The 18,467-nt window shown below is 36.3% G+C and carries 17 protein-coding genes; 6 read left to right on the top strand and 11 right to left on the bottom strand.

Features of this window, described 5'->3' with window-relative positions; translation table 11 throughout:
- Positions 1 to 230: 230 nt before the first annotated feature.
- Entirely contained in the window at positions 231 to 587 is a 357-nt protein-coding gene (locus GFJ36_RS02275) for a YgzB family protein (protein WP_000025063.1), read from the top strand.
- 199 nt (positions 588 to 786) lie between these two features.
- Here the strand turns inward: GFJ36_RS02275 and perR are convergent, their stop codons facing one another.
- From perR to GFJ36_RS02245, 6 genes are all read right to left on the bottom strand, one after another.
- The gene (gene perR, locus GFJ36_RS02270) at positions 787 to 1,215 is read right to left on the bottom strand and encodes a peroxide-responsive transcriptional repressor PerR (protein ID WP_000237831.1); all 429 of its coding nucleotides are present in this window, start codon (positions 1,213 to 1,215) and stop codon (positions 787 to 789) included.
- A 298-nt stretch (positions 1,216 to 1,513) separates the two neighbouring features.
- Positions 1,514 to 1,969, bottom strand: a complete 456-nt coding sequence (gene bcp / locus GFJ36_RS02265; protein WP_098230451.1) for a thioredoxin-dependent thiol peroxidase — start codon at positions 1,967 to 1,969, stop codon at positions 1,514 to 1,516.
- 44 nt (positions 1,970 to 2,013) lie between these two features.
- On the bottom strand, positions 2,014 to 2,418 hold the full coding sequence (locus tag GFJ36_RS02260) for a potassium channel family protein (RefSeq protein ID WP_000964347.1): 405 nt from the start codon (positions 2,416 to 2,418) through the stop codon (positions 2,014 to 2,016).
- Positions 2,419 to 2,490: 72 nt separating this feature from the next.
- Positions 2,491 to 3,276, bottom strand: a complete 786-nt coding sequence (locus tag GFJ36_RS02255; RefSeq protein ID WP_000639385.1) for an ABC transporter permease — start codon at positions 3,274 to 3,276, stop codon at positions 2,491 to 2,493.
- Positions 3,277 to 3,280: 4 nt separating this feature from the next.
- Positions 3,281 to 4,072 (bottom strand): ABC transporter permease, encoded by a 792-nt coding sequence (locus tag GFJ36_RS02250; protein ID WP_000521517.1) that lies wholly within the window; start codon positions 4,070 to 4,072, stop codon positions 3,281 to 3,283.
- The gene (locus tag GFJ36_RS02245) at positions 4,065 to 5,078 is read right to left on the bottom strand and encodes an ABC transporter ATP-binding protein (protein ID WP_000843640.1); all 1,014 of its coding nucleotides are present in this window, start codon (positions 5,076 to 5,078) and stop codon (positions 4,065 to 4,067) included. The genes GFJ36_RS02250 and GFJ36_RS02245 overlap by 8 nt, the downstream gene beginning before the upstream one ends.
- A gap of 128 nt (positions 5,079 to 5,206) precedes the next feature.
- On the opposite strand from GFJ36_RS02245, the gene hemL reads away from it, so the two are divergent.
- The 3 genes from hemL to GFJ36_RS02230 all read left to right on the top strand — a co-directional run bounded on the left by hemL (position 5,207) and on the right by GFJ36_RS02230 (position 12,490).
- Complete coding sequence (gene hemL / locus GFJ36_RS02240; RefSeq protein WP_000673249.1) at positions 5,207 to 6,505, top strand: glutamate-1-semialdehyde-2,1-aminomutase; 1,299 nt, start codon at positions 5,207 to 5,209, stop codon at positions 6,503 to 6,505.
- Positions 6,506 to 6,705: 200 nt separating this feature from the next.
- Positions 6,706 to 11,142 (top strand): glutamate synthase-related protein, encoded by a 4,437-nt coding sequence (locus GFJ36_RS02235; protein ID WP_097889311.1) that lies wholly within the window; start codon positions 6,706 to 6,708, stop codon positions 11,140 to 11,142.
- Between the two features lie 259 nt (positions 11,143 to 11,401).
- Entirely contained in the window at positions 11,402 to 12,490 is a 1,089-nt protein-coding gene (locus tag GFJ36_RS02230; RefSeq protein ID WP_000765792.1) for an aromatic acid exporter family protein, read from the top strand.
- 15 nt (positions 12,491 to 12,505) lie between these two features.
- On the opposite strand, the gene GFJ36_RS02225 is transcribed toward GFJ36_RS02230, so the two are convergent.
- The 4 genes from GFJ36_RS02225 to GFJ36_RS02210 all read right to left on the bottom strand — a co-directional run bounded on the left by GFJ36_RS02225 (position 12,506) and on the right by GFJ36_RS02210 (position 15,832).
- Positions 12,506 to 14,266: an ABC transporter ATP-binding protein gene (locus GFJ36_RS02225; protein WP_097889310.1), complete on the bottom strand. Its 1,761-nt coding sequence runs from the start codon at positions 14,264 to 14,266 to the stop codon at positions 12,506 to 12,508.
- 54 nt (positions 14,267 to 14,320) lie between these two features.
- Positions 14,321 to 14,851 carry a nucleoside tri-diphosphate phosphatase gene (gene ntdP, locus GFJ36_RS02220; protein WP_000506626.1) on the bottom strand — a complete coding sequence of 177 codons (531 nt, stop codon included), beginning with the start codon at positions 14,849 to 14,851 and terminating at the stop codon, positions 14,321 to 14,323.
- Between the two features lie 250 nt (positions 14,852 to 15,101).
- Positions 15,102 to 15,362 carry a YgaB family protein gene (locus tag GFJ36_RS02215; RefSeq protein ID WP_000997582.1) on the bottom strand — a complete coding sequence of 87 codons (261 nt, stop codon included), beginning with the start codon at positions 15,360 to 15,362 and terminating at the stop codon, positions 15,102 to 15,104.
- A gap of 188 nt (positions 15,363 to 15,550) precedes the next feature.
- Positions 15,551 to 15,832 (bottom strand): gamma-type small acid-soluble spore protein, encoded by a 282-nt coding sequence (locus GFJ36_RS02210; protein WP_000039039.1) that lies wholly within the window; start codon positions 15,830 to 15,832, stop codon positions 15,551 to 15,553.
- Positions 15,833 to 15,956: 124 nt separating this feature from the next.
- On the opposite strand from GFJ36_RS02210, the gene GFJ36_RS02205 reads away from it, so the two are divergent.
- Positions 15,957 to 16,181, top strand: coding sequence for a hypothetical protein (locus GFJ36_RS02205; RefSeq protein WP_048542097.1), 225 nt, complete (start codon positions 15,957 to 15,959; stop codon positions 16,179 to 16,181).
- A gap of 35 nt (positions 16,182 to 16,216) precedes the next feature.
- Here GFJ36_RS02205 and mutY read toward each other — a convergent pair whose 3' ends face one another.
- Positions 16,217 to 17,314 carry an A/G-specific adenine glycosylase gene (mutY, locus tag GFJ36_RS02200; protein WP_046953679.1) on the bottom strand — a complete coding sequence of 366 codons (1,098 nt, stop codon included), beginning with the start codon at positions 17,312 to 17,314 and terminating at the stop codon, positions 16,217 to 16,219.
- Positions 17,315 to 17,463: 149 nt separating this feature from the next.
- On the opposite strand from mutY, the gene GFJ36_RS02195 reads away from it, so the two are divergent.
- Positions 17,464 to 18,444, top strand: a complete 981-nt coding sequence (locus tag GFJ36_RS02195) for a metal-dependent hydrolase (protein ID WP_098082093.1) — start codon at positions 17,464 to 17,466, stop codon at positions 18,442 to 18,444.
- The last annotated feature ends 23 nt before the right edge of the window (positions 18,445 to 18,467 follow it).

Raw genomic sequence — 18,467 nt, 5'->3', positions numbered from 1 at the left:
CGCATCAGCGACGGTTATTAATATATCATGTAGTATATAAGGGGTCAATACTTTTTATAAAAAAAATTCACATCCCGTTAAAATCTTAAAACCATGTTCCAAAAACCATTATAGTCTCCCTTCATTCTGCATCATACTCCATATCTCATATCTTATCGGTTTATCACGTTTACGAACGAGTGAAAATTCTAAATTTTATGTTATATTATTATTATAGGAGTGTGATGCAAATGAGCATTAAGTATTCGAACAAAATCAATAAAATCCGGACCTTTGCATTAAGTTTAGTATTTATCGGCCTCTTCATTGCATACTTAGGTGTCTTTTTCCGTGAAAACATTATTATTATGACAACATTTATGATGGTTGGCTTTTTAGCTGTTATCGCTAGTACTGTCGTTTACTTTTGGATTGGCATGTTATCTACTAAAACTGTACAAATTATTTGTCCAAGCTGCGATAAGCCGACCAAAATGCTCGGTCGTGTCGACGCATGTATGCATTGCAACCAACCTTTAACAATGGATCGAAATCTAGAAGGAAAAGAATTTGATGAGAAATATAATAAGAAGAGCTATAAATCATAGGCATATATAGGTACAATGTGCCCTTACAAAACTAAATGTTAAAAGGTGATTTCTTTGTTAAGAAATCACCTTTTGTATTTATCTTTAATTAAATTAGGTTCTTCACTGAACGTTTTAAATCCTCCTGAACCTAACGTAATTCCCATATATAATAAAGAAAGAGGGAGACGTTTACGTCTCCCTCTTTCTTTATTATATATTACGCCTTATGACACTCTGGACAAACGCCATAAATTTCTAAGCGATGACTATTAATAACGAAGCCTGTCGTTTTCGCAGCTTCCTCTTCAAGCTGTTCCAAACCTCCATAAGGAAAATCAACAATCTTACCACATTTTTCGCAAATCACATGATAATGTTGACTTGTAACATAATCAAATCTACTTGAAGCGTCTCCATAAGTTAATTCCTTTACAAGTCCAACCTCTTTAAATACACGTAAGTTATTATAGACAGTTGCAACACTCATATTTGGAAACTTACCTTCTAATGCTTTATAAATGTCATCCGCTGTTGGGTGCGTCATAGATTCCACAAGGTACTCTAAAATAGCATGACGCTGTGGAGTAATGCGTACACCCGTATTTTTCAGCATTTCTAGCGCTTCTTTTAATTCTTCTTTGACCACCGTCATGCACCCCGATTCTATACGGATTATTATTTTATAATTCTTATAAAGAGTGTACTCCTTTTCTTATAAATCGTCAATATTTCTACTATAAGTATGTGGTTTATTTTTGTATATAGCCTTATTCTTATATATCCTTCCCCATTTTCTATACATTTACATAGAAAAAAAGTGCGACATAATCGCACTTGGAATACTATCATCTGAGGAGGTATGCCCTACACTTCACTTTATGTAAGACGATAAAATATGTATAGACACTCGCCTTACTTCTATATATTTTATCTCCACAATGAATTTACTTTATATAAGAAAGAACCTCGTCAGTATGTCCCTTCACTTTCACTTTACGCCACTCTTTTACAAGCTCACCGTCTTTATTAATAAGGAATGTAGAACGCTCGCTTCCCATATACTCTTTTCCAAAGTTCTTTTTCAATTTCCAAACATCGTATAATTCCGCTACCTTATGATCTTCATCTACTAAAAGTACAAATGGAAGCTCATGCTTCTCAATGAATTTCAGATGTCTGTTCGCTGAATCAGGACTTACACCAAGAATAACTGTATCTTTCTCTTGAAATAATCCATACGCATCGCGAAAATCACATGCTTCAGTTGTACACCCTGGAGTCATATCTTTCGGATAAAAATATAGCACTACGTTTTTACCACGAAAATCAGCTAAGCGAACTTGTTCCCCGTTACTTCCCTCTAATGTAAATTCTGGAGCCATTTCTCCTACTGTGATCATTGTTATCACTCCTACTCTTTTCTTTTACTATATCAAATGCTATCTTATTTTTCATTGTCTATTACAGACCTCATTACAAAAGCAAACGGTAATGTATATCCAATTAGCGCTTCTGCAATCGCAATCCATCTCCCTATTCCAATCGGAGCTATATCACCGTACCCAACGGACAATAAAGTAACCGCGCTAAAATATAAGCAAATTTCTACAAGTTGAAAAGATTGGGCATGCAAGCTTTCTCCATCTTCTTTCAAAACTGCAAAACCCATTTCTTCTAATACAACATAACTTAACCCAAACGCAATCAATACCGTTGTATAAATTAAAAATAAGGAGGCTAAATTATAAAGCGAAAAGAAACGCCTAGAATCTGAATATGAACTCCATAACAATTGGACACTTCTCAAAATAGCAATTGCTGCAATTAATAGAATAAATCCCCATAACATGTCCTCCACCTCATTTTATATGTATGAGACGGCCATTGGATTTATCCCTTAGAAACAAACAAGCTTCTATAATTAATTCCCAGCACCACGGTACCTTTTTACCCCTTGATTCCAAAGAGTAATTGCAATCGTAAAACAGATAACACCAACGAATGGTGTTGCAAATGCATAGCTATTCCACTCTGTTTTTCTTAAAAAGTATGCTGCTGGATACACTCCGACAAACGCAAATGGTAAAACAAACGTTAAAATGAAGCGAATCACACGGTTATAAATGTTAACAGGATAGCGACCATAGTTACCTATGTTATACATTAGCGGCATAATTGAACTTTTCGCATCCGACCAAAAACCAAGGCTCGCAAGCGTAACAAATATCCCTCCGTATACAAGTGCTCCTCCTCCTACCATCAGTAAGAATAAGAAGAAATCGTACCAGTAAAAAGATAATTGCAGCTCCACTGCTGCATATCCCATTACAATTATTCCTGTAATCGCTCCAATTAAAGATTCCAGTTCCATTCTTTCTAATATAATTTGAAATAAACTATGAATCGGTCTCGTTAATATACGATCCATTTCTCCTTTAATAATGTAACGATCATTAAAGTCCCATATGTTAAAGAAAGCTGAGAAAATGGCAAACGGCACTAAAAAGAAACCATAAATAAAGATTACTTCTTCTCTACTCCAGCCCTTTAATGCTTGTGTATGCCCAAACACAACGAGAATAAAGATTAAATTAACAGCCTGTAGTGCTAAATCAGAAAGTAATCCAACGATAAAATCGCCCCGATACTCCAATTTTGTTTTTATATATTGGCTTGCATATTGCAAAAATAGGTTTATATATATCATCTCATCATCCCCCTTGTACAATTAGACGTTTTCTCGCCGTTCTCCACATGAGTACAATTGGAATAATAAGTACAATTGCCCAAATTACTTGGAATAATAATGCCTCATACAATTTACTTCCTTGTATACCTTCTGAAAAAATCATACTCGGAATATAACTAATCGCCTGAAACGGTAAAAACATCATTGCCTTTTGGGCCCATAACGGATAAAAACTAATTGGTAATAATAGACCTGAAAATAAATCAATAACGACACGTTTCGCATACATAATTCCACTATTATTAAATAGGAAGAACGTGAGCATTCCCGTCATTAAATTAATTTGTGTATTAATAATAAAACTAAATATTAAAGATAAGAAGAAATATAACCACGTTTGAAAATTCGTTGTAATTTGCAATGAAAATAATAAGGTAACGATAACCATACCTGGAATTGAAAAGAAAGCAAAACGAAATATTCCTTCACCAAGACCTTGCATCACTTTCATGCCTAAATAGTTATATGGACGAATGAGTTCTACTGCTACACGTCCTTCTTGAATCTCCATCGCAATTTCCCTGTCTATATTATTAAAATAAAAAGCACGTGCCATCCACGCAATTGCGATATAAGTAGTCATTTGCGAAATAGATAAACTTTCAATATTCTCTTTTCCACTATAAATTGCTTGCCATAAAAAATAATACGCACCGATATTAATTGTATAAATTAAAATCCCACTATAATAGTTTGTACGATACGCAAGCATCATTAAAAAGCGAATCCGAATCATTTCAATGTACTTACCCATGTTTAATACCTTCTTCATAAATGTTACGAATAATTTCCTCTGTAGATACTTCGTTAATTTTTAAATCTTTAATTTGAAAGGCTTGTACTACTTTAGAAATAAGCATTGAAATGATAACTTCTTCATTCGGTATTTTTGCAACCCACGCGTTTTCCTCTTTCGCTTTCGACCAAACGACATGACTATCTGGCATAACCATTGATAAAGCCTGATAGGAAACTGGTGCAATAAATTGAAAATGGATTTCCTTCTCTGCTCCCCACTGTGTACGAAGATTATTTAAAGAACCGTCATACATAATATTTCCTTCATCCAGCATGATAACGCGCTCACATAAAGCTTCAATATCAGTAATATCATGGGTTGTTAATAAGATTGTTGTTTTATAACGTTCATTCATTTCTTTTAAAAATTCACGTATTTTTAATTTCACAAGAACATCCAACCCAATTGTTGGTTCATCTAAAAATAATAACGGTGGATTATGAATTAATGCTGCCGCTAATTCACAACGCATTCTTTGACCTAGAGATAACTTTCGAACTGGCTTATCTAATAAAGGACCAATATCTAACGTTTCAATCACGTGTTCCATATGCTCTTTATACTGAGCGTCTGATACACCGTACACTTTTTTTAATAAACGAAAAGATTCTTGTACAGCAATATCCCACCAAAGTTGTGAGCGTTGACCGAAAACAACACCAATTGTTCTTACGAATTCTTCTCTCTGCTTATGCGGGTTCATCCCATTTACTAAAATTTCTCCTGATGTCGGAGTCAAAATCCCCGTAAGCATTTTAATAGTTGTTGATTTACCAGCACCGTTCTCACCGATATATCCAACCATTTCACCTTGTTTCACATTAAAAGATACATCATTTACTGCTGGTACTATTTTATAATTACGATTTAATAAATCGCGAAAAGCACCCTTTAATCCCGGACGACTTGAATAGGCTGTAAACTCTTTACGTAACCCTTGTACCTCAATTACCGATTTCATAATCGGACCCCCCTTCCTAAATGTCACAACGAATAGTTTACCCAACTGCCTTCTCTATCACAAACAATACGTCTTTTCGAAAAACATGTTAGAATAATACATAGATTTTTGTAAGGAGATGAATTGTAGTGAAATTCACAAAATCAGAAGCATTACATAAAGAAGCTTTAGAACATATCGTTGGTGGCGTTAATAGTCCTTCTCGTTCTTTTAAAGCAGTTGGCGGCGGCGCTCCTGTTGCTATGGAACGTGGAAAAGGTGCTTATTTCTGGGATGTAGACGGAAATAAATATATCGATTATTTAGCAGCATACGGTCCTATTATTACTGGACATGCTCACCCGCACATTACAAAAGCAATTACAACAGCTGCTGAAAATGGTGTACTTTACGGAACACCAACAGCACTAGAAGTAAAATTTGCAAAAATGTTAAAAGAAGCAATGCCTGCATTAGATAAAGTCCGCTTCGTAAACTCTGGTACTGAATCAGTAATGACAACAATTCGTGTCGCTCGTGCTTACACAGGCCGCACAAAAATTATGAAATTTGCTGGTTGTTACCACGGTCATTCTGATTTAGTACTTGTAGCAGCTGGATCTGGCCCTTCTACGCTAGGAACTCCTGACTCAGCCGGTGTACCACAAAGTATCGCTCAAGAAGTTATTACCGTTCCATTTAATAATGTAGAAACTTTAAAAGAAGCATTAGATAAATGGGGACATGAAGTAGCAGCTATCCTTGTAGAACCGATTGTTGGAAACTTCGGTATTGTAGAGCCAAAACCTGGCTTCCTTGAGAAAGTGAATGAACTTGTTCACGAAGCTGGTGCACTAGTAATTTATGATGAAGTTATTACTGCTTTCCGCTTCATGTACGGTGGTGCTCAAGACTTACTTGGCGTAACACCAGACTTAACAGCGCTTGGTAAAGTTATTGGCGGCGGACTTCCGATCGGTGCTTATGGTGGTAAGAAAGAAATTATGGAACAAGTTGCCCCGCTCGGACCTGCATATCAAGCTGGTACAATGGCAGGAAATCCTGCTTCTATGGCATCCGGTATCGCTTGTCTAGAAGTTCTTCAACAAGAAGGTCTTTATGAGAAATTAGATGAACTTGGTGCGATGCTTGAAAAGGGAATTTTAGAGCAAGCTGCAAAACATAATATCGATATTACATTAAACCGACTAAAAGGTGCTTTAACTGTATACTTCACAACAAATACAATTGAAGATTACGATGCAGCACAAGATACAGACGGTGAAATGTTCGGTAAATTCTTCAAGCTTATGCTTCAAGAAGGAGTTAACTTAGCACCTTCTAAATACGAGGCATGGTTCTTAACGACAGAACATACAAAAGAAGATATCGAATATACAATTGAAGCTGTAGGCAGAGCATTCGCTGCTTTAGCGGATAATAAATAATCCCTTCATTAAAAAGGAAAAAAGAAAGCACATCTTTCTTTTTTCCTTTTTTCTATTTCATAAATCCCTTATTAATAGTATAATTATTCATAATTATCTGTTTTATTTTTCTTTTATATCCTTACTATCCTTGTATATAAGGCTGCTCACGCCTTGAATAGTAAGATTATTCAAACTTCAATAAAAGGGGGGATTGACGGATGCTCAATAAAACAAATACATGGACACCGTCTTTATTTCGAGATTATAAAAATGCAGAACATGATGCGTGTGGAATCGTTTCCGTTATGGAGAAACGAAAAGTTGCCACGAAAGAAAACATTGATCTTTGCATACAATCACTTGTCAAAATGAATCATCGAGCTGGTTTCATTAATGGTGAAGGAGATGGTATCGGAATTCACATTGATGTCCCAAAAGCACTTTGGAATGAAAAGCTGAAAAATAACGGATACAATCCAACGATTGTGGATCATCCCCACTTTATCGTTGGACATTTTTTTCTAAACAAAAACGCAAATATCGTTAATTTAAAAAATCATATTCGTACGCAATTAAATAACGAAAGTTTTACTATTATTTTTGAAAGTGATGATGTAATAAATTCCGATGCACTCGGTCCACTTGGTAAACAGGAAGAACCTTTATTTTGGCAAGTTGCTCTTATCGCAGAAAATAAAGTTGAAAATGTTGAGCAAACATTATTTTCAGTAACGATAAAAATAGAGGAAAACGAAGCGATTCATGTTGCTTCATTAAGTCGTGACCATGTTGTATATAAAGTTCTAGGCGCTGGGGATACACTTGTTGCCTATTACAATGATTTACAACATCCACTTATCGCTTCAACTATGACACTAGGACATAACCGCTATTCTACTAATACATTATCTAATTTTTTTCGTGTACAACCATTTAGCATTCTCGGACATAATGGTGAAATTAACACAATTGCAAAATTACGTGATCAAGCTGACATGATTCATGTTCCACTTACTGCTGGGGGCAGTGACTCCCAAGATTTAAACCGCACCTTAGAAACTCTACTTGTTCAATACGACTACAGTTTATTTGAAGCAATGGATATACTATTCCCACCAATTATTAATGAAATGAAACTTTATGAACCGCATTTACAAGATTTATATACGTATATACGTGAAGCTTGGGGCCATTTTGCGCAAGGTCCAGCTGGTATTATTTCACGTTATAAAGATGAGGCTGTTTTCAGCGTTGATTCCCTTGGACTACGACCAGTATGGAAAGTAGAGACAGCGAGTTCTTATGTTTTCTCTTCTGAACCTGGAGTTGTATCACCAACTGAATATGTAGCAGAACCAAAACCACTCGCTCCTGGAGAAAAAGTCGGTCTAAAGTGGAATGAACAAGATGAACTTGTACTCTACGAATACGATGACTACCAAACTCAAGTATATAACCGTTTTAAAAAGCGATTTGATACTAAAGATTATCATTTAAACTTATCTATCCCAGAAACGAAAGAAATCCCAGGATTATGTGATTCTATACAAGTCGAAACGAAACAATACGTTGCTTTCGGATGGGACCGAGAACATATTCAGCTTCTTGAACAGATGGCAACAAAAGGCGTTGAGCCAATTCGCTCACTTGGGCATGACTCACCACTTGCAGCACTCGATACTGGTAGACGAAATATCGCTGATTTCATTAAGGAAAGTGTAGCCGTTGTTACAAATCCAGCAATCGATCGTGATCGAGAGGTCGAGCACTTCTCCACACGAACAATACTTGGAGAGCGCCCAAGTTTATTAAGCGGAGCTAAACGGACATTTGTAGTTGAGATGCTTTCCCCCATTATTTTAGAAGGAAGTGTAGCACAATCTATTACAGAGGAATTACACACAATTACGTACGAACAACTTATACAGCTATTCAATACTCATAGCTCTATCGCTACAATCTCTGCTACATTCAGTCCGACAGAAACTTTACAATGCGCCTTAAATCGAATTAGTTCTGAAGCGATAAAGGCCGTGAACGATGGAGCTTCCCTACTATTAATAGACGATGCCAACGCTCATCTAAATGAACAGTTATGGATTGATCCGCATTTAGTTACCGCTAAAGTACATCAAGTATTAAGCGAAAATAAATTACGCCGAAACTGCTCTCTCGTTATACGTTCTGGTGCCCTTCGCTCCTTACATGATATCGTCACACTGTATGGATTAGGAGCAGATGGTATGAATCCATATTTATTATTTGCAACCGTAAATGATGGAACAAAAACGCCAATTACGAATTTGTATAATGCTCTTAATAAAGGACTAGAAAAAGTCATTTCAACAATTGGAATTCATGAATTACGTGGTTACGGCCGCCTCTATTCTTCTATCGGATTACATGAGGAAATCGCAAATATATTACAAATTACGAATTTCTTCGGTTCAAATGATTTAGCTTTTTCGCTTGAATCACTTGCTGAAGATGCACAATTGCGAGCGGATGATTATAACAATCCTAAAGTTAGAATGCGAAAATCTTTTCATATATTCCCGCGAATTTGGAAAGCAATCGGCGATGTCGCAAAAGGAAATTCTTATGATGATTACCGTGACAAATTAAGTGAGTTAGAAGAAAATAATCCAATCGCGATTAGACATCTTGTTCAAACGAAAGAAACAAAACATGTCGTTCCGGCTGAAGAAGTATCCATCAGCATTCAAAATCATGATTTACCATTTATTATTAGTTCCATGTCATTCGGTTCTCAAAATGAAATTGCCTTTCGTGCATATGCAGAAGCGGCCGATCAGCTAAATATGATTAGCTTGAACGGTGAAGGCGGCGAAATTAAAGATATGATTGGAAAATATCCACATACACGTGGACAACAAGTTGCATCTGGGCGATTTGGTGTAAACGCCGAACTACTAAATTCATCAAACTTAATTGAAATAAAAATTGGGCAAGGCGCAAAGCCTGGTGAAGGCGGACATTTGCCTGGTTCAAAAGTAACAGCAAAAATCGCTGAAGCGCGTAATGCTACAATTGGCTCTGATTTAATTTCACCTTCTAACAACCATGATATTTATTCCATTGAAGATTTAGCTCAAATGATTACAGAAATTAAAACGGCTAATCAACTTGCGAAAGTAGCTGTAAAGGTCCCTGTTGTCCCTAACATTGGAACAATTGCTGTCGGTATCGCAAAGGCTGGTGCTGACTTTATTAACATTAGCGGATTTGATGGTGGTACAGGTGCCGCACGTATTCACGCATTGCAACATGTAGGCCTTCCTGTAGAAATTGGTGTGAAAGCCGCTCACAATGCTTTATTAGAAGCAAATATGAGGCACAAGGTAGAAATTTGGGCTGACGGTGGTATTCGAAGTGTTAATGATGCCTTGAAAATCATGCTCCTTGGGGCAAACCGTATTGGATTTGGTACATTATCCATGATTGCAATCGGCTGTACAACTTGCCGCGGATGTCATCTAGATACTTGTCACGTTGGAATTGCAACACAAATTGAGTCTGAAGCTCAGGCGAAAGAACACGGATTACGCCGCTTCGTCCCGCGCGAATTAGAAAGCGCCGTTGCTGGATTATTACATTTATTCACCACTTTTGGCGTAGAACTAAAACGATTAACAGGAAATCTTGGTTATACAAATTTACAAGAAATTGTCGGACATTCCGATTTATTAGAACAAGTTCGAGGCGAAAATTTATTAGACTTATGTAATTTACTACAAACGATAGAACACCCATCTGTTACAAAAACAGAATACGTACCAGAAAAACAATTTGAAACAGTTCATTCCCCTCATTCAAAAGAATTAGTAGGCGTTGGCGTAGAGCAACGCGTTATGGGTGGTCTAGAATCTTGCTATCGCGTTCGTAGTAAATTATATGAAGACACGAAGCTTGAACCACTTACATTAAAGTATACGAATGGCTCTATTCCTGGAAATGGATTAGGTGCTTACAATAGTGAGAACTTATTTATACACGTAAATGGCGGTGCACAAGATGGTATTGGTAAAACCTCCTTTGGTGGTGGTATTTATATAACGAAAGCAAAAGGAAAAGACGGCATATATTATAACGGTTCTGTCGGAAAAGGTTTTGGGTACGGTGCACAAAAAGGATCGCTATACGTTCAAGGTAACGCTGATGCTCGCGCTGGCATTCGCCTCTCTGGAGCAGACATGATAATTGGAGGGCGAATGACAAAGCCACTCCGTGAAAAAGAGCAAGGGAATATAGGTGTATACTCTAATATTAAAGGTTTCGCTTTTGAATATATGACAAATGGGCGAGCGCTTGTTTTAGGGGATCCTGGTCCATGGATTTGTGCTGGTATGACTGGTGGTGTTGTTTATTTACGTCATGATTCAAGCTCGGGTTTAACAGAACACGCCTTAAAAAGAAGAATCGCAAAAGGGGCAAATGTTACATTACAACCAATTAGTAAAAACGGCGTGCAAGATGTGACTGAGTTATTGTTAGATTACATTCGTGTATTAAATGAACATGAGCAATACGAGGAAGTTGCTTTATTAACACCGTTACTCGATGATATGCAGCAACAGTTTTTTGAAATTATCCCGAAAAAAGAGCAGGCTGATCCATCTATCTCAACAGAGTGATATACCAACTTTTCATTTTCAAGAAAAAATTGACGAAGTACACTTCTCATAGTAATCTATAGTAACAATTTGAAACCTGCTGAAATTCAGCAGGTTTTTTCACTAAAAATTGATGTTTAAAAAGAATTAGGAAAAAGTATAAAATGAATCTTAATTTCTTATTAACGTCACTAAAATATCACTTGCTAACATATTGTAATGAATGTATAGTATCATGTTGTACATTCATTATGACAAGAGAAAGGATCTTATTAAGGGTATGAAACTTGGTGCTCGCATTTTAAAAACGGGTATTGCCATCACATTAGCTTTATTTGCTTGTATTTTACTTCAATTACCGAGTCCAGTATTCGCGGGAATCTCAGCTATATTCGCTGTTCAACCGTCTGTATACCGCTCGTATTTAACAGCTCTTGAGCAAATTCAAGCAAACGTCATTGGTGCCGTATTCGCTATCGTATTTGCTACTGCTTTTGGACATAATCCTTTTATTATTGGATTAACATGTATATTAGTAATTGCGCTTACGTTACAATTACGATTAGAAAACACAATATCAATTGCTTTAGTAACAGTTATCGCCATTATGGAGTATCAGGGCGACGATTTCTTTAGTTTTGCCTTACTTCGCTTTGCGACGATTATGATTGGAATTATTGCGGCTTCACTTGTAAATTTAGTGTTTATGCCGCCAAAATACGAAACAAAACTATATCATCGTATCGTTGATAATACAGAAGAAATTGTAAAATGGATTCGAATGAATAGCAGGCAAGCTTCTGATTTTACAACGCTAAAAACTGATATTGATCGTATGAAAGAAAAGATGATTAAACTAAACCATTACTATTTGCTGTATAAAGAAGAAAGAAGCTACACGAAAAAAGTAAAGTTCGCAAAAATTCGTAAGCTCGTTTTATTCAGACAAATGTTAGCGACGACAAGCCGTGCTTTAAGTACGTTAAAATCATTACATCGTACTGAAAATGAACTGCGCTATATGCCAGAAGAATTTCAGGAATCTATCCAAAACGAACTTGACTCATTAACCCATTACCATGAACAAGTTTTATTAAAATTTATTGGTAAAGCAAAAAAACAACAATCCGTTGAAATGCTTGATGAAGTTGAAACAGGTAAACAAGAATTAATTGATATCTTTATGGATTATCAAAACAAGGACGATGAGGAAGCGTATAAAACATGGCTACACCTCTTCCCTCTTATTTCTGCCATTATTAACTATAGTGAAGAAGTAGAGCATTTAGATTTACTTGTGGATAGCTTCTACACATACCATAAACCAGAAGCAGAACTCCAAATCGAAGATAAAAAAGAAGACGAATAAAGAAAACAGCTCCTTTTACGCTAAAGGAGCTGTTTCTGTTATATGTTGAAGTTGATATAAATTGTAATAAAACCCTCTTTTTTTCATTAACTCTTCATGAGAACCTGTTTCTTTAATTTCACCATCTTCAATGTAAATAATCGTATCCACATGTGTAATCGTCGCCAATCGATGTGCGATTACGATCGTCGTCCGATCAGCAGCTAGCGTCTGAAGCGCCTGCTGAATATACCGTTCATTTTCTAAATCTAAAGCGGAAGTCGCCTCATCTAATATAAGTAACGATGGATTCTTTAGAAACACTCTTGCAATCGCTACACGTTGCCTTTGCCCACCAGATAACTTCACACCGCGTTCCCCAACGACAGTATCATAGCCATCAGGTAACTCTATAATAAAATCATGGATTTGCGCAGCTTTAGCAGCTGCAATCACTTCTTCCTCTGTAGCTTTCGGGTTTCCATATAAAATATTTGCCCCGATTGTATCACTAAATAACAAATTATCTTGCAGTACAATTCCAATATGACTACGTAAATTTCTCATATCATACTTTCTAACATCTATCCCATCTACATAAACTGCACCTGAAGAAACATCATAGAAACGTGGGATTAAGCTAGCAAGAGATGACTTCCCTCCCCCACTTGCTCCTACAAGTGCTACCTTCTCTCCTGGCAACATAGTTAACGAAAGGTTATGTAATATCTCTTTTTCATCCGAATTGTAACGAAAAGATACATTATCAAATATCACTTCACCATTTAATTTTGTCGTTTGTACCGCACTTGGCACATTGACAATATCGTATTTTTCATCTAACAATTCAAACACTCGATCCATCGATGCGAAAGACTGTGTTAATGTTGTAGAGGAATTGACAAGGCGGCGAAGCGGACTATACAAACTATCCATATATCCAACAAAGGCAACCATAGTCCCTAATGTTAACTGCCCCTGAATTACTTCATATGCTGCAAAACCGATTACCAGTAACGGGCCTAAATCGGTTAACGTATTCACTGCTGAAAATGTCCTTGCAGTCCAACTCGTATGCGTTAATGCTTTCGTCAAAAATTCATTATTTCTTTTTTCAAACTGCTTACCCTCATACTCTTCTAATGCAAAGCTACGTGTCACTTGCATCCCTTGAATACGTTCATGTAAATACCCTTGCATCGTTGCTAACGCTTGCGAACGCTCTTTCGTTAATTTTCGAAGACGCCCGAAAAAATATTTCACTGCCACTACATAAATAGGTAAAATTAATAACGCAACAAATGTTAATTTTATATTCATAGAAAACATAACAATAATAGCAATTGCAATTGTTGCAGTATCTAGCCAAACATTCATCAAACCAGTAATTACAAAATCCTTCGTTTGTTCTACATCATGGATTACACGTGAAATAAGCTCTCCTGTTTTTGTATTCGAATAATAGCGTAAACTCAACTTTTGTAAATGACCAAAAATATGTTTTCGTAAATCATATAGTATTGTATTTGCGATACGCTGCGCGAAATATTGACGATAATATTCAATTGGCGGTCTTACTACTGCAAAAATAAAAAAAGCAATCCCAACGGCTGTTACTAATTGGGATGTTTTATCTTGAAGTGACCCTCCCCCTTGAATTACATCATCGATAATATATTTTAATAACCACGGCATAATAAGCGGGATGCCGAATTTAACTAGACCAATCATAATCGTAATAGCAATAAGCCATCGATACGGTTTAACAAATTGCAAATATCTTTTTATACCTTGCACATAATCCCCCCTCTAATAGGACAAACCTGCCGGGAAATCCCCTGCAGGTTTGTTTTAATTTCTGTACATTAAATATCTTTCATACCACATATCTACGAAATCTGGCGCGAATGGCCCTTTTCTTTGATGAATCCATTGTGTTAATTGTGCTACATTTCGTTTTAAAATAGTATCAATAACAGGTGGATACTGCATAATTTGACTATGCTTTTCATACTCATCTTCATCTAAAAGCGTATATGTCATATCTGGATATACTTTAATATCTAAATCATAATCAATGTACTTTAATGCTTCAGAATCATATGCAAAAGGTGAGCCTAAATTACAATAATAATATACTCCCTCTTCCCTTAGCATCCCAATCACATTAAACCAATAATTTGCATGAAAATAACAAATTGCTGGTTCACGAGTAATCCATGTTCGGCCATCTGATTCTGTCACTACTGTACGATCATTTGCTCCGATCACAAGGCTCTGTGTCCCTTTTAAAATTGTTGTCTCTTCCCACATTCTATGAATGGAGCCATTATGTTTATAACTATGTATTTGTACTTTTTCTCCTTCTTTGGGAAATCCCATATATGCTCCCTTCTTTCAACTGCAAATGCCCTTTGAGCTGCATTCACTTTTTTTCTATTATAACTTTTTTGTCGAAATTTTAAAACTAAAGCGACAAGACTCTATTTTTCACACTGAATACTATATCCCTAATCTTCTTAGGAGACGGGGCCTTCGCTGAATGATTTACAAACGAGGAAATAGAAATAGAAAAAGCCCTTCCTTATTTCTATCTAAAGAAGGACCTTTCACCGGAAGGTAACAACATGCCTTACCCTAAATTCGAAATCATTTTTTCAGTCTCAAAAGATTGAATCACACTATTTGTTTGCTCTTCAAATTTCTCATGTAACAGTTTTAACGCTAATTCTGTTCTATATATTTCTTGGCGGATAAAATGTAATTCCTTTTTATCGCACGTATCCTTTTCGCTCATTTCAATTTGCTGATACTTCTCTAGATGAGCTTGTAACTTTAACAACTCATCCATCGTTTCCAATTGCTCTCCTACCAACTTATCAAAGTCGTTCATTACTTACCCCCTTTTGGACTTATTTATCAGTTATTCTTCCTCATTACATATTTCTCATCTTTAACTTCCTTCTCCTTTGACTACATTTGTTGACTTATTAGAAGTTATGTCGTTCACTTTATTTTCATTACTATGACCCAGGCACAAAGAAAACACTTCTCCCGAATTAGAGAAGTGTTTTTCTTTCATTACTGATTTGAACTAGAAGATTGTGATTGTTTTGCAGCTGATTGTGCATTTTGTTTTTTCACAGCATGCACATCTGTTTCAGTTGCGAATTCTGTACCATAACTAGCGTTTGCACTTTGTGCACCAGAAGCTTGTGCTTTCTTTGCTTCTGATTGTGCATTTGCTTGTTTTACTGCTTGTACATTTGTTTCAGTCGCGAACTCTGTACCATAACTAGCATTTGTACTTTGAATGCTAGCACCAGAAGTTGCCTTGTTATAACCTTGTTGTTTTTTACTCATCTTTCTCACCTCCACAACCAATAATGTAACCAATTCACTTAGAAGTTATCCGTGATTTTCTTTTTTTAATCTCCGTATATATCTCTTATCACTCATTCAAACTATAGGAAATGGAGGTGGAAATATGTATATAGGACGCGATATGACTGAACTAACGATGGTTTCAAAAAATGAGTGGAAAGAAGATGAATTAGCTTATTTTCATCACTCATTACAACAGATTTTGCCGTATTTAAATGCAGAAGGTCAAAGTATCTATAAAGAAATTGTAGTAGAAATTGAATCAAGAGGTGGCTTACAACAAGGTGAAGCTAATTGGACTCATGGGACAAAAATTTCTTACGATTAAAAAAGTGTTCCCAATCTAGGGAACACTTTTTTAATTTATTGCATTGTAATTTTCTCAACGCAATTCTCATAAATCGTACGATGCGATTTCGAGAATGGTAACTGCTCAAATGCTTCTTTCGATACAAATTTCAATGTATCTGTTTCAACAATATCACCAGTTACTTTTCCGTAAAATACGAATATATCCCAAGTGCGATGTGTAAACGTATGTTGTACATTCATTGCGTATTCTTCAATAGAAATCGAGAGCTCAAATTTTTCTTTCATATAATCTGTAAGCTGCTCTTTCTGATTCCGAATCCCTTCTCCAAGTTCAGCATTTGGAAACTCCCACATGTTAGCTAATAACCCGGTACTTGGACGTTTATTAATGACGTAACGACCATCTTCTGTTTGAAGTACCCCTGCAACAATCGGTACCATTGTAGGAGCCTTCGCTTTACTTTTTACTGGTAACTCCTTTTGAACACCTTCAGCATATCCTCGGCAATGTTCACGTACAGGACAAAGTAAGCAAGATGGATTTTTTGGAATACAAATTAGTGCACCTAATTCCATCAAACCTTGATTAAAATAAGATGGATTTTCAGCCGAAATAATTTCACGTACAATCTCTTCAAACACTTTTCTAGTTTTCGGTTTTGCAATGTCATCCCATACTGATAAAATGCGAGATAATACACGCATAACATTTCCGTCAACTGCCGGCTCTGGTATACCATATGCGATACTTAAAATAGCACCTTTTGTATAGGGGCCAACTCCTTTTAATTTTTCAATTTTCTTTACATCACTTGGTACTATCCCGCCGTATACTTCTTTCACTTCTTTTACAGCCGCATGTAAATTTCGTGCTCTAGAATAATATCCTAAACCTTCCCATGCTTTTAACACTTCTTCATCACCAGCATTTGCCAAAGCTTCTAGAGTAGGAAACTTCCCCATAAAATTCGCGTAATATGGTTTTACAGCTTCTACCCTTGTTTGCTGCAACATAATTTCCGAAACCCAGACGCGGTATGGATCTTTATTTTTACGCCACGGTAAGTCGCGTTGCTCTTTTTCAAACCAACCAATTAAATCATTTTGAAACTGCTCTATGTTAAAATTATTTAATATTTCAAGTGTCAAACTTGATCCCCCTCATTTTTTTGCATATAAGTACTATTATAAAGATTTTAGGAAAAAATTTAAGTAAGATGACATAGGAAATAGAAGGCAAAGGACTTGAGGTATCGAATAAAAAGAGTTACATTAATAAAAAACGGAGGTGGATTTCTATGGACACAGCCACTCACCTTGTTATGGGCGTTACTCTAGGCAGTTTGGCAACGTTAGATCCAGCCATAGCACAAAGTGATATTGGGCCACAAGCAGTTATGCTTGCTACAATTGCCGGTTCCAATATTCCTGACATCGATACAGTTTTAAAATTGCGTAATAACGCTAAATATATAAGAAATCATCGCGGGATTACTCATTCCATTCCTGCAGTGATTCTTTGGTCATTCCTTATAAGTGGCATCTCTTTCGCCTTCTTTTCACACGCTCCATATTTGCATCTACTACTTTGGTCATTTATTGCCGTCTTTCTTCATGTCTTTGTAGATATTTTCAACGCCTACGGTACCCAGGCATTACGGCCCTTCACAAAAAAATGGGTAGCGCTCGGCATCATTAATACATTTGATACCGTCATTTTCTTTATCCACCTACTCGCGATTGCTTGTATGCTTGTAGGTTCCCATAAAGGGTATACTGCCTTAGCAGCGTATATATTGATGATTATTTACTATATCGGACGGATTATGATGCATAGAAACATACGTAGCGTCGTATATAAACGTTTCAATCATGTGGAGAAAATAATCATTTCCCCTTCTTACAGATTTTATCATTACCATTTAGCAATCGTTACAACTGATTATTACTACGTTGCTAGATGGCATCGTGGTAACATCATGATATATGATAAGTTCGACCGGGTACCGTTCCCAGATAATGCTATTATGCGCGCAGCTAAAAAAGATGAAAACATCTCAGCATTTCTATCTTTCTCCCCTGTGTATCGCTGGGACATTTTCGATTATGATCATTATTACGAAGTTCGCTTCATTGATTTGCGCTATCGCAGTAAAGATTATTATCCATTCGTTGCAATCGTTCAACTCGACCACAATTTAAATATTATTAGTTCCTATACAGGATGGATTTTTAGTGAAGAAAAACTTCGAAAAAAACTGGAATTACTTCCACATTAAAAAAAGCGACTTAAGTCGCTTTT

Source organism: Bacillus sp. EE-W1 (assembly GCF_009760835.1).
Classification (GTDB): Bacteria; Bacillota; Bacilli; order Bacillales; family Bacillaceae_G; genus Bacillus_A; species Bacillus_A wiedmannii.
The sequence above is the reverse complement of the archived record's forward strand: the minus strand, read 5'-3'. Positions and strand labels throughout refer to the sequence as shown.